The 12703-nt window shown below is 62.4% G+C and carries 12 protein-coding genes; 7 read left to right on the top strand and 5 right to left on the bottom strand.

The genetic code is table 11. The features are described 5' to 3' along the window. Positions 1 to 20: 20 nt before the first annotated feature. Both ACX80Z_RS07315 and ACX80Z_RS07310 read right to left on the bottom strand, forming a co-directional pair. The gene (locus ACX80Z_RS07315) at positions 21 to 1043 is read right to left on the bottom strand and encodes a DUF808 domain-containing protein (RefSeq protein ID WP_024477432.1); all 1023 of its coding nucleotides are present in this window, start codon (positions 1041 to 1043) and stop codon (positions 21 to 23) included. 134 nt (positions 1044 to 1177) lie between these two features. Beyond that, positions 1178 to 2218: a GGDEF domain-containing protein gene (locus ACX80Z_RS07310; protein WP_459315431.1), complete on the bottom strand. Its 1041-nt coding sequence runs from the start codon at positions 2216 to 2218 to the stop codon at positions 1178 to 1180. A 210-nt stretch (positions 2219 to 2428) separates the two neighbouring features. Here ACX80Z_RS07310 and ACX80Z_RS07305 point away from each other — a divergent pair, with 210 nt between their 5' ends. Together ACX80Z_RS07305 and ACX80Z_RS07300 are read left to right on the top strand one after the other, a co-directional pair. Beyond that, on the top strand, positions 2429 to 2818 hold the full coding sequence (locus ACX80Z_RS07305; protein WP_459315430.1) for a hypothetical protein: 390 nt from the start codon (positions 2429 to 2431) through the stop codon (positions 2816 to 2818). A 63-nt stretch (positions 2819 to 2881) separates the two neighbouring features. Then, positions 2882 to 3271, top strand: coding sequence for an SHOCT domain-containing protein (locus ACX80Z_RS07300; RefSeq protein WP_459315429.1), 390 nt, complete (start codon positions 2882 to 2884; stop codon positions 3269 to 3271). Positions 3272 to 3303: 32 nt separating this feature from the next. On the opposite strand, the gene ACX80Z_RS07295 is transcribed toward ACX80Z_RS07300, so the two are convergent. Beyond that, positions 3304 to 5130: a S8 family peptidase gene (locus tag ACX80Z_RS07295; protein ID WP_459315427.1), complete on the bottom strand. Its 1827-nt coding sequence runs from the start codon at positions 5128 to 5130 to the stop codon at positions 3304 to 3306. Positions 5131 to 5421: 291 nt separating this feature from the next. Here ACX80Z_RS07295 and ACX80Z_RS07290 point away from each other — a divergent pair, with 291 nt between their 5' ends. From ACX80Z_RS07290 to ACX80Z_RS07275, 4 genes are all read left to right on the top strand, one after another. Next, entirely contained in the window at positions 5422 to 6768 is a 1347-nt protein-coding gene (locus ACX80Z_RS07290; protein WP_459315426.1) for a sensor histidine kinase, read from the top strand. Between the two features lie 16 nt (positions 6769 to 6784). After that, a complete protein-coding gene (locus tag ACX80Z_RS07285) occupies positions 6785 to 7474 on the top strand; it encodes a response regulator transcription factor (RefSeq protein ID WP_459315425.1) in 690 nt (229 codons plus the stop codon). Positions 7475 to 7555: 81 nt separating this feature from the next. Next, the gene (locus ACX80Z_RS07280) at positions 7556 to 8437 is read left to right on the top strand and encodes an ABC transporter ATP-binding protein (RefSeq protein WP_459315424.1); all 882 of its coding nucleotides are present in this window, start codon (positions 7556 to 7558) and stop codon (positions 8435 to 8437) included. Further along, entirely contained in the window at positions 8434 to 9687 is a 1254-nt protein-coding gene (locus ACX80Z_RS07275; RefSeq protein WP_019482508.1) for an ABC transporter permease, read from the top strand. The genes ACX80Z_RS07280 and ACX80Z_RS07275 overlap by 4 nt, the downstream gene beginning before the upstream one ends. 39 nt (positions 9688 to 9726) lie before the next feature. Here the strand turns inward: ACX80Z_RS07275 and ACX80Z_RS07270 are convergent, their stop codons facing one another. Next, positions 9727 to 10392, bottom strand: a complete 666-nt coding sequence (locus ACX80Z_RS07270) for a hypothetical protein (protein ID WP_459315423.1) — start codon at positions 10390 to 10392, stop codon at positions 9727 to 9729. Between the two features lie 203 nt (positions 10393 to 10595). Continuing rightward, a complete protein-coding gene (locus tag ACX80Z_RS07265) occupies positions 10596 to 10955 on the bottom strand; it encodes a VOC family protein (protein ID WP_459315422.1) in 360 nt (119 codons plus the stop codon). Between the two features lie 345 nt (positions 10956 to 11300). Here ACX80Z_RS07265 and ACX80Z_RS07260 point away from each other — a divergent pair, with 345 nt between their 5' ends. Continuing rightward, positions 11301 to 12581, top strand: a complete 1281-nt coding sequence (locus ACX80Z_RS07260; RefSeq protein ID WP_459315421.1) for an ice-binding family protein — start codon at positions 11301 to 11303, stop codon at positions 12579 to 12581. Positions 12582 to 12703: the final 122 nt, after the last annotated feature.

The raw sequence follows: 12703 nt of genomic DNA, 5'->3' as shown, positions 1-12703 counted from the left end.
CGGCAGGGCCGTCGTCGTTGCTAGGAGGCAGGCTCGGAGTCGCGTTTGGCTGGCCGATGTCCGGCGATTGCGGCGCGGAGGTCACCCTCTTCGTGTCCGCCCTCTTTTTTGCCGAACGGCAACACCTTGAGCAGTGGGTGCAGCACTGCCATCACAATTAGACCCCAGGCGAGTCCCAGGACGGTTGAGCATAGGGTGTTCACGAGCCAGGCCAGGAAACCGCCGACCACTGCGATCCCGACGAACGGGGCCTCAAGGGCATGGACCAGGTCGTACGGTAGGTGCCAGCCAAGGTCATACACACCCTGCAGCATAATGTGCCCGCCGACCCACAGCATGGCGATTGTGCCGATGAAGGTGATGGCGGCGAGGACGGCGGGCATCCCCTTCACGAGCGCCTCGCCGAATCGCTTGGAGCTAGCGGAGTCTTTGGTGGTCAGATGCAGGCCGATGTCGTCCATCTTGACGATCAGAGCAACGGCTCCGTAGACGATCACAGTGATCGCAATCGCCACGACGACGAGGATAATCGCCCTGGCCCATATCGACTCGTCAGCCACCTCGTTCATCGAGATGACCATAATCTCGCAGGACAGGATGAAATCGGTGGTGATGGCACCTTTGGTGACTTTAGCCTCCGCCTCGGGTCCCCGGTCCACCGCCGGCGCCTTCTCCGCATCGTGATGCCCGCGGAGCTTGTGCCAGACCTTCTCGGCACCCTCAAAGCACAGGTAGGTGCCGCCCAGCATGAGGATGAATGGGATGATCCACGGGATGAAGGCACTGATGAGCAGCAATGCCGGCAGAATGATCAGCAGCTTGTTACGGAGCGAGCCCCAGAAGATTCGCTTGATCATCGGCAGTTCGCGGGACGGGTCCGCCCCGGACATGTACTGCGGGGTGACGGCGGCGTCGTCGATCACCACGCCTGCCGCTTTGGCGCCAGCCTTGGCGGCGCCAGCAGCAACATCATCCACCGAGGCAGCCGCTATGCGGGCGAGGGCTGCGACATCGTCCAGCAGGGCGACGAGACCGCCGCTCACAGTTCAATTCCAAACTGTTTGAGAGCGGAGAACCGGGTGCGTGGGCCTCGGTTGAGGCGAGTGATCAGCATGCTTCAAGTATATGGTCCGGATGGAGATTCGGCAGGGATGGTGGCGCTCACCCGGCTCCTGGTTCAGGCGACAGCCCACGCAACCCTGTTACGCCCAAGGTTCTTCGCCTGATACAGCGCGGTATCGGCCCGGCCGAGGAGCAGCGACGCGCTGTCCTGATCCTCGGACAGGGCCGCCCCCACCGAGCAGGTCACCTGCAGATCAAGCGCTGCTGCCCGGAGACGTTCAAGGATGTCGTCTGCCTCGCTCGCGGAACAACCGGGTAATAGAACGACAAACTCGTCGCCGCCGATCCTCCCCAGGGTGTCACCGGACCTCAGTACCCTCTGCCAGGCGCCCGCAAGTTCCTCCAATAGCCGGTCGCCTGCCGCGTGACCCTGACGATCGTTCACGCTCTTGAAATGATCGACGTCGATCAGTCCCGCGACCAGCCTCTTGCCAGTTGGATCGTCCCCGCTCAGAGCCGCTTGAAGGATCCGGTCCAGGCCTCGACGGTTCATAACAAGGGTCAGCGGGTCAATCTCGCTGTGTTCACGGGCCTGGGATAGCCACATGATGACACCACCGGTGGTGGTAACGACGGTGAAAAGTGCGATCGGTTCAAAGGCGGTCAACTGGTGGGTGGATTGCTCCTGGGGGAGCACTGCGACGCTGAGGTAGGCGACGGCGGCGAATCCGATCTCCACGGCGGCCACCAGCGGATTCAGGAACAGCAGCGCAAAGATGATCACCCAGAGGTAAAAAAAGCTGAATGACACTGTCACCGAAGTACTGCCGCCGGTAGCGGTCAGCGCGGTGATGACCGCTGTGCCAGCAGCCAACAGCCACGGCAGAAGCGCCAGCGGAGTCCGGTGCCGCAGCTTGTAGACGGGTAGACCGATCACGATGAGGAACACTCCCAGTCCGATCAGAAGGCGATCATTCAACGTGCTCGGGTGGGGGAAAACCAGGACGAGGAGCATCGCCACGCCACCCACCAGATAGAACAGGGCCATGGCGGAGACAGCCACCTCCCGCGGGTAGGGGAAGGGCCGTGTTCGGCGCAACCAGTTCAGGAGGCTCGCGAAAGCAGCAGGAGAGTTGGTGCGTGGGGGTGTGTACATGGCTGAGACCTTGCTGTTCAGTAGCCCATCTGCTGGCGAACCGCTCAGAGCAGCAAGGGCGCTTATGGCCAACCTACAGCAGAAGAAAACGTTGGTTCATCCAATGCGGGTGATGTGGTTACCTCTGCGCAGGGGCACAGTGCTGAGGTACAAGCATCGGGACCCCACCGCAGGTCGTGAAAACCCGCGCACGTCGCTGAAGGAGTAAAAGTGGAAATCCTTTCAACAATCTGGGACTTCTTTTGGCTACTGATCTGGATCTATGCCGTAATCGCCTTCCTGACCCTGTTGTTCTCGGTTGTGGCAGATCTGTTTCGCGACGAGACCCTGTCCGGTTGGCTCAAAGCGGTATGGCTTGTTTTCCTGGTGTTTGTCCCGTTCATTTCGATCCTGGTCTACCTGATCACACGGGGGGACGGGATGGCGGACCGGGGCCAGCGACTGGTCACCGAACGCAGGGAGGCGCAAGCCGAGTACATCCGGTCGGCCGCCGGTCCCAGCATCAGCGACGAGATTTCCAAGGCCCACGCTCTCCTCGATGCGGGAACCATCAGCGCCGAGGAATACGAGCTCATCAAACAGCGGACGCTAGCCCGGTAACGCACTCGCGGTGCCAGTCAACATGCGACGCTCAACGGGCGTCACCTTCTCTAGGGAGTAGTTATGGATTTCTGGAACAGTTTTTGGAGCATCTTCTGGTTCCTTTTCTGGATCTACGCGGTGCTGGCTTTTGTCACAATTCTGTTCTCAGTCATCGCTGATCTTTTCCGGGACAAGACCCTCAAAGGATGGCATAAGGCAGCCTGGCTGGTCGGCCTCATTTTCTTGCCTTTCCTGTCGATCCTCGTGTATCTCATCGCCCGCGGCGACGGCATGACGGCTCGGAACGAACAGCAGACAGTCGCCCGGCATGACGCCCAGTCCGCGTATATCCGGTCGGTGTCCGGTGTCAGTCTCAGTGACGAAATCAATAAGGCGAGGGCACTCCTCGATGCGGGGACGATCACCGATGAGGAGTACACCCTGATCAAGCAGAAGGCGCTGAGCGCCTAGTCGTGGAACCGGTCCTGTCAGGGTCAGTCACGTCAGTAGTCCTCGGAGAACCGGTACATGAACGCGGCCATCGCGTCACGGTTCACTGGGGTGAGGGCACGGTAGGTTTTTGTGCCATTGGGTCCAGCCCAGCCGGTGCTGATGCCGGTGGATGCCAGCCAGGCCATCTCCAGATAGAACTTCTGGCTGGTATCCACATCGGCAAACGGTGATCTTGTTGGGGGAGTGAACGCCGGGCTGCCCGCCATGCGGTACATGAACGCGGCCATCGCGTCACGGTTCACTGCTGTCAGAGGCCGGTATGCTCGGGCCCCGTCAAATTCGGTCCACCCAGTGCTTATTCCGCTGGCCGCCATCCACGACATTTCCCGCTGGAACTTCATGCCCACCGGAACGTCACTGAATGCCTGCGGATTAACGGCCGGTGCTACCGCTTTCACTGCCGCCGCGGCATCAACCAGCCCAGTTCCGCAACCTCCGGTGTAGCAAACTCCAGGGAATGGGCGGGAGGTCGCCTTGAGCTGTGCCTCGACCTGCGCCGGGGTAAGCGACGGATCAACCGACAGCATCAGCGCCGCGGCGCCCGCCACATGGGGCGTCGCCATCGAGGTCCCCTGTAGATAGCCGTAGCTCTCGGTCTCCGGGCCGGCGGCTCCGCTGTTCAGGGTGGACAGGATTGCGCTGGAGCGGCCGGTCGACGCATCGCCGCCGGGAGCGCTTACATCGACTTCGGGCCCGTGGTTCGAGTAGTTGGCCTTGTTTCCCTCACGACCGGTGGCCCCGACCACAACTACGTTGTTGCAGTTCGCTGGCGTCGTGTATTTTGCGAAGGTGTTTTCATTGCCCGCGGCGGTTATCACGACGGCGTTCTGGCTGTTTGCGTAGTTGATGGCGGTCTGGAAGGTTGTCCCGCAAGTGCCGGCGCCGCCGAGGCTGAGATTGATGACCTTCGCCGGGGTGGGGTTCAGGGGGAGGCCTGGCACGCTGCCGCCGGCGGCCCAGAGGGTGGCGGCAGCAACATCGCTGGTGTACCCACCGCAGGCTCCAAGAGCGCGGATTGGCTGAATCTGTGAGTCGTAGGCGACGCCGGCAATGCCCTGGGAGTTGTTCGCTACGGCGCCAATCGTTCCGGCTACGTGGGTTCCGTGCCAGGACGACGGATCGGAATTGCACTGGTCGCCTTCATCGGTCGGGTCTGAATCACGGCCGTCATTATCACCGGCGATCTGTGGGCTGGTGATGAAGTCGTAGCCGGGAATGATGTTCCCAGCCAAATCGCTATGTTCCGTAATCCCGGTGTCAATGACAGCCACCGTCACCCCCGCACCAGTTGACCGCTCCCAGGCCGAATCGACGCGCATCCCCGCCTCCGCCTCGAACAGGTTCCACTGGGAGTCGTACAGGCCATCGTCCGGGGCGATCGCCGTCGGCTGCATGAAAACATCGACCTCGGCGTATTCGACATCCCCGCGCGATTCCAGAGCGGCGACGACGCCGTCCGATTGTTCGGCAGTCAGGTCCTCTGTCGCTTCCACCACCGTTGCACCATCGACGGTGACGCCTACCTCGGTGACCGGTATCCCGAGACTGTTGACGGTGTTCTGGTAGGTCGTACCCCGTTCGCTGGTGCCGTCGCCGTTGCCGTCGAACTTCACAATGAAGCGGTCAGCAGGATGGTCTGCGGGATTGGTGTCCGTAGTCGGCGCCTCGACAACCCCAGTGGTTTTGTCGGACTGTTGCCCAGCGAAGGCGGGCAGCGCCGTGATCGACCCGGCCAGCAGGGCTGCAGCAGCAGCGGAAGCGATTGATCGAGTCAGCCAGGAACTTTTCGGATGCCGGGGACTGGGGCCAAACGTCATAACAAGTTCCTTGAGAGCGAGGTCAAGGGACCACCATGACATCCCCCACCGGAATCATACAACCGATCAGCGTTCCTCTTCCCAGCCCCACTCCAACCCGGATCGAGTCAACACAAATAGCCACATTCCGGCACCAAACCTGTCATATGTGTTGACTCGATCCAAAGCGAGGAGGGGGGGGAGGTCATCCGATCGGACTAGGCCGTGCGGGGGAGTCGGGGCGCACCACCCGCTGACTAAACTGGCACTCATGATGGATCCCGCGCGCCCTGCTCCCGGAAGGCCGGACCGGTGAACCTCCTCGCCCGGCTGAAATCCCAGACGGTCGGGGACCACGACAACAACTGGGAACGCCCCGGTCCCACAAAGGATGAGCTCCGCAGGGACGTCATCGGCGTCGTCATCTTCGCGCTGGTCAGCGCGTTCGCCCTGGAATTGACCCGCGGCTTTGGGATGGTGGAGGAGGACAACCACCCGGTATGGGTCCAGCACGGAGTGCTGGCACTGATGATCGTTCCCCTGGTGCTCCGGCGCAAATACCCGGTGCTGGTGATGCTGGCGATGTCAGCCCTCTTCATCGGGCTGAGCCTGCTGTCCCCCCTGGTGTCGCTTCAGCTCTCGTACCAGGTGGCGTATTTTGCCTCCCTGTATTCGGCTATTGCGTGGGCCAAGGACCGTCGGATGTTGTGGCTGGGCATAGCGGTGGTGGTGGCGGCGATGGCCCTGTGGCTCATCCTCGCCCTGACGGTGGCCAACACCTTCGACGGTGTCCTGGCGCAGAGTGAAGACAACCCTGACTTCGTTGGCGGGATCCTCGATCCGTTGGCATCGGTGGCGCTTTACAACTTTCTGGTGAACTTCGCTTACTTTGGCGGCGCCATCCTGGCCGGAATGACCTCGTGGCGCAACGCCTTGCAGCGAACCCAGCTCGCCGAACAGGCCGCGGAGATCACCCGTCAGGCCGACGAGCTGGCGAGGCGTGCGGTGGTGGAGGAACGGCTGCGAATCGCGCGTGAACTGCACGACGTCGTCGCGCACCACGTCTCGGTGATCGGCGTTCAGGCGGGTGCGGCACGCCGGGTTATCGAGAAGCGGCCGGAGGTCGCCGTCGAATCACTGCGCACCATCGAGCAAGCGAGCCGGCAAGCCGTGACGGATATGCGGAACCTCCTTGGCGTGCTCCGATCCGAGAGCACCGATCTCGGCGACACCGACGACGGCGGGCGGCGCCCCGAACCCGGCCTGGACGATCTGGAAGCACTGGCCCGCCAGCATCGGGAGCTTGGGCTGACCGTCAAGTTTGGCATGGTGGAAGACATCCCCGGCGCACTGGCGAGAGTTTCGGCACCACTGGCCCTTTCGCTATTCCGGACGGCCCAGGAATCGCTCACCAACGTGCGGCGCCACTCGACCGCCGGTTCCGCGGTGATGACGGTGCGGACCGGACTCGTCGGCGACCAGCGGTGGGTCGAGCTCGAAACAGTGGACAATGGGATGCCGCGTCCCAAATCCGAGCCAGGGTCCGGGTTTGGTCTGCAGGGCATCCGAGAACGGGTGGCACTGCACCGGGGCACTGCCGAAATTGGACCACGCTCCGAAGGCGGCTGGCGTGTCCGCGCCAGGTTCCTCGTTCACTAACCCAGAAAGACATTCCATGGATTCGATCCGCGTTCTGCTTGCCGATGACCAGGCCCTGGTTCGGGCAGGCTTCGCCACCATGCTCTCCATCGAGGAGGACATTGAGGTGGTCGGTCAGGTCACCAACGGTCAGGAGGCGGTTGATTTCGCCCACCAGCACGAGGTCGATGTGATCCTGATGGACGTGCAGATGCCACTCATGGATGGCATCCAGGCTACCGAGCTGATCACCCGGGCCGGCCGCGGGAAAGTCATCATCCTGACCACCTTCGAACGCGATGACTATCTCTTTGACGCTATCCGCAGCGGAGCCAGCGGGTTTCTCCTGAAGAACGCCGATCCTGACGATCTGATCGCCGCGGTGCAGGCGGTTGCCGGCGGGTACGCACTGCTCGCACCCGAGGTGACCGTTCGTGTGATCGAACGCTTCGCCAGGTCCCTCGAGGCTGCGGGGGAGACCACCCCCGGTGCCCAGCCCAGCGCTGAACTCCGCAAACGGCTTGACTCGCTGACCCAGCGGGAGAAGGAAATTCTCTCCAGCCTGGCGACCGGTCTCAGCAATGCCGAACTGGCCGGTAGGTTCTTTCTGGCGGAGGCCACCGTCAAGTCGCATGTGTCATCGTTGCTGGCGAAGGTGCAGGTTCGGGACCGGGTGCAGGCCGTGGTCTTCGCCTACGAAAGTGGTCTCATCCGTCCGGGGGAGTAGCAGGTTCAGCCTTTTGACTCATCCCCCGGGCGGGGGCGTTGTCTAGGGTTGATTCCAGGGAAATCTACAGGAGGACACCACATGCTGCAGGTCCAGAACCTCACGCGACGATTCGGTGAGAATACCGCTGTCGACGACGTCAGCTTCACCATCCCGTCCGGTCAGATGACCGGATTTGTTGGCGCCAACGGTGCCGGTAAAACCACCACCATGCGGATGATCATGGGGGTGCTCACATCGCATGGTGGGCAGGTGCTGGTGGACGGCCGACCCATTACAGCCGACGACCGGTCAACCTTTGGTTACATGCCCGAGGAGCGGGGACTGTACCCGAAGCAGCCCATTCTCGATCAGCTGGTCTACCTCGGCCAACTGCATCGGATGACGGCCTCCGACGCGCGGGCGCAAGCCCAGGACCTGCTGGATCGGTTTCAGCTCGGCGGCCGCGGCAAGGACAAACTCGAATCGTTGTCCCTCGGGAACCAGCAGCGCGTCCAGATTGCCGCGTCGCTGCTTCACCGGCCCACGGTTCTGATCCTCGATGAGCCGTTTTCCGGGCTGGACCCGGTAGCAGTCGACTCGATGGTCGAACTGTTGCGGGACCGGACAGCCGACGGAGTGCCGGTGCTGTTCTCCAGCCACCAGTTGGACCTGGTGGACCGGTTGTGCGACAACCTGGTGGTCCTGCGGCAAGGGCGCCTCGTAGCGTCCGGCTCCGGCGACGACCTCCGGGCAAAAGCACCCCGGCGCCACCGGATGACGGTCACCCCCGATGCCGGCTGGGTGCGTGAGGAAGCCGGGGTGCGGGTCATCGACGTCGCAGGACAGGACGCGGTGGTGGAATTCGACGACGACGACGCCGCGCAGCGCGTGCTCGCCTCAGCGATGACCCGCGGCAGTGTGCACGAATTCAGCCGGATCAGGCCCAGCCTGAGCGAAATCTACCGGGAGGTCTCCCAATGAGCACCGAAACGCCAGTCAAAGAGCGCGACGGCGGCGCGCCGTCGCCAGCATCGGGGCCCAGACCGCAGCCACCAGGAACCCAACCGCCCTGGCTGATCGTGACGCTGCGTGAGGTCATGATCAAGGCGAAGGATCGCAGCTATGCGATCAGCACGGTCGTCACGCTGGTGTTGATCGTCGCTGGCGTTGTGTTCAACGCCTTCATGATGAACCGCGGCGACGACTTCACGGTTGCCGTGCAGTCCGATTCAGCGGCCGCTGCCGTCGTCGAGCTCGCCGATCAGGCGGGCCAGGCCGACGACGGGAACGTCACCTTCACCGCCGTCGTCGCAGCGTCCGCGGATGCTGCCGTGGAACTGGTACGTGCCGAGGAAGCTGACGCTGCGTTGCTGCGGGAAACCGACGGTAGCTGGCAGCTCACGGGAAAGACCGAGGTCGATTCGGGGATCAGCCAGCAGATTGACGAGTCGCTCAACGAGTATGTGTTGGGTCAGAACGCCGCTGCGGCAGGAACCACGGCGGAGCAGCTGCTATCGGGGGCCGACCTGGAACAATCCCTGCTGGAAGGCAGCGAAGAAAACCAGTTGCTCGCTACGATCGCCGGATTCGTCTTCAGCTTCCTGTTCTATATGGCATCAATCATCTTCGGCATGGCCATTGCCAACTCGGTGGTCGAGGAAAAGCAGAACCGGGTGGTGGAAATCCTGGCTACCGCAATCCCGATCCGCCAGCTGCTCTACGGCAAGGTGTTGGGCAACACCATCCTGGCCATGGTCCAGCTAGCCCTCTACGGCGGTGCTGCCCTGCTGGCCCTGAACCTGACTGACACAGCCGATCTGGTGGGAAGTATCATTCCGGCTTCGGGCTGGTTCCTGGTGTTCTTCCTCTTCGGATTTCTGATCCTCGCCGCGATCTGGGCTGTTCTCGGGTCGCTGGCAAGCAGGCCGGAGGATCTGAACAATAATTCGACGCCGGTGATGGCCCTGATCTTTGCGGCTCTCTTTGTCGGATTGTTCGCCTCCGGCCAACTCCTGGTGGTGGCTTCCTACCTCCCCGTGGTGTCATCGGTGGCGATGCCGATCCGGGTACTGAACTCGCCGGTGGCTCTCTGGGAGCCACTCCTATCACTGGTGATCGCCTTGGCGGCAGCCGTTGCCTTGCTGCACGTCGGCGAGAAGATCTACCGACGTGCAGTCATGCAGGGTGGTGGGGCGCTGAGCTTACGGAAGGCAATCAAGCTGGAGCAGTAGCATCCCGAGGGGAGCCGGCGGTGTCTCCACCTGGGCGGTTTACGGCGCCCAGGTGGAGACAACCTCAATGAGGGCAAACCGCTTGGCTGCCTCCGACTCCTCGAAACCAAGACCCGTAGGAATGGCCATGAGGCCGTAATCGCCGGGCGCGAGATCTGGTGCCAGGCTGATCTGGAAGGTGTAGTTGCCGTTGGCGTCGGCATACACAAGGGGGTATCCGATCAGCGACGAATCGGTTTGGGCGGGTCCGAAGTTCATCTGGATTTCCGCACCGGGTGCATAGCCGGAGCCGACGACGTTCCAGGTGGTTCCGACATGGCGGACCACCCGTAGCCCATCCCAGGTGGAGACCAGTTCGAGGTCATCGTAAGAACCCGACAACCCGGGAATCGGAGGTTCGGACGTTTCGGTGATTGGCGCTTCTGTCGGCGCTGTGACATTGGTAGCGTCCTCGGTCGGTTCGGGCACCGGTGCTGTTGACGGTTCGGTGCCCGGTACGGGACCAGCCGATTCGGGAGCGTCAGGAGTTTCCGCAGGCGACGACGAACCCTCAGGGGTCGGCGTGGGGGTGGCCGACGACGTGGCGGCGGGGGAGGCGCTCGACTCTGGACTGGTCACCTCCGCCGAGGGCTCAGTGTTGGAACCGCAGCCGGCAAGGAGCAGGGCTGCGATGGGGAGGGCAAGAAGGGGCGAGAACTTCTTCACGGGCTGTGCTTTCGTAAGGATTGGTCGGTAGATAGCTTGGACACTACCGATGCGGCGCGCCAACCGACAGCACGACTTGGTTACGTGAGCCAACCGTTATACAACGTCCTGGTGCCTCGTGGTGTGCTCCTACCCGTTGCGGATCAGTTGCTCAGGAATGTTCAGCTCGATATCAGCCAGGGATCCTATCTGCATGGCGCTGCCTACGCGACACACAGGCAGAAGGGGTGGCTCACCGGATCAAGGAAGACCCGGAAGGTTTCACCGGGCTGGTCCTCGGCCTTGGTACCACCGAGGCCGAGGACCACAGCCTCGCCTTCGTCCAGGTTTTCAACCATCAGGTCGAAGTGCATCTGCTGTGGGCTGCCCTGGTCCGGCCAGGCAGGAGGTCGGTAATCTGCCACCTGCTGAAATGAGATGCAGTTACTCCCGTCGTCGGGGCGGATATCCGCCCAACCGTCGTTGGCATCCACTTTCCACCCGAGCAGTGCCCCGTAGAAGGTTGCGAGGGACGCCGCATCGGGGCAGTCAATGACGACACTGGGATAGCGAGCGATGGCCATGCCGGAAGCTTACTGCCGCACCTGGCCAAATTGAAGGGGCAAGCCCGGTGGGTGAAACTGATTCACAAAGGTTAAAACTTCCGTAATTGTTAATTTTTTTCTCGGCGTAGGGGTTATTCTGACAGAAGCAGGCGGAACGCTAAGTACCCTTTGGTTTACTGTTTGCCACCTATCCTGCATTTCGTCTCCTCTCTCTCGCGACTCAATCGAGGTCTTTCACTGTGAACGTTTCAGCAGTGGGATCGCGATCTTGGACGCACTCTCTCGCTGCTGGAAGGCATCCATATGGGCACTACTCGAAGCCATCGTCAATCTACTCACTTTGCCAGTCCACAGACGCGGGCCGTGGTGGGTGTTGTTGCCGCTACCACCGCCGGGTTCATGGTGCTGGTGGGAGCTCTCACCGGGCAGCCGTCAGCGTTTGCCGCTGACGCACCGCTACTGGGGACTGCGGCAAACTACTCAGTACTCGCCGGATCGACTGTCACCAATACCGGAAATAGTGTCCTCGACCGCCGGCTCGGGCTAAGCCCGGGGACGTCGGTGACAGGTTTCCCGCCTGGGGTATCGGCGGGGCAGGACGTTGCGAACGCAACGGCTGTTCAGGCTAAGTCAGATCTTGGAATTGCCTACGACAATGCTGCGGGCGAACCCAGTACAGCCAGCGTGGCGCAGGAGCTTGGCGGGCTCACTCTGGTGGAAGGCGTGTATACCAACGCCACCGCCCTCGGACTCAATGGGGCATTGACACTCGACGGCCAAAACAACCCCAATGCCGTTTTCGTTTTTCAGGCCGGGTCAACCCTCACGACGGGTTCGAACAGCAGCGTCCAATTCATCAACGGCGCCCAGGCCTGCAACGTCTTTTGGCAGGTCGGTAGTTCGGCGACGATTGGTACCGGTACCGCTTTCGCTGGGACCATCCTCGCGCTGACCTCGATCAGTGTGAATGGTGGCGCGACCATCGATGGGCGTGCACTCGCCAGGGAAGGTGCTGTGACACTCGACAACAACGTGTTCACCAGCTCGCCCTGCAACATTGCGACAGAAGCTCCCACAGCAACAGCGACTCCCACGGTGACGCCAACAGTGACACCCACAGAAGCCCCCACAGTGACACCCACAGAAGCCCCCACGGTGACACCCACCGGAGTCCCCACGGTGACACCCACCGGAGTCCCCACGGTGACGGCACCGCCGACCGGAGCCCCGACGGCAACGCCGATTCCAACGGTGGCGCCAACCACTACAGCACCGGTACCCACCCCGACCATGACAACACCGGTCCCTGCTCCCACGGAAACCACTACCGCTCCGGGCCCAACACCGACCCCAACTGAAACCGAGGCTGGGTCAGGATTCGGCTCCGGCAGCGGAGTCGGCGGCGGCACAGGCAATGGTGGTACTGGTACTGGTACTGGTACCGGCGGCGGGGGTACTGGTACGGGTGGCGAAGGTGCAGTGTCCGGTGGCGAGGCAGCGACAAACCGAGGCGCCAATATTCAGTCGGCGGCTGACGCGCCCAGCTACCCGGTCCCTGTAGTCCTGGCCGGATTTGCCGCGGTTGCCCTGGCGCTCATGACGGGCCTAGCTTCAGTCACACGCCGAGCACCCCGGAAGCACTGACCCTTGACTGACAGTCGGTTGTGGGGGGGGGGGGGGGGGGGGGGGGGAAAGAGGTAGGGAGAGGGGGGGGGGGGGGGGGGGGGGAGGGGGGGGGGGGGAGGGGGGGGGGAAGGGTGGGTGTC

This window comes from Arthrobacter sp. TMT4-20 (genome assembly GCF_054510775.1).
This window is presented reverse-complemented; position numbering and strand designations above follow the sequence as displayed.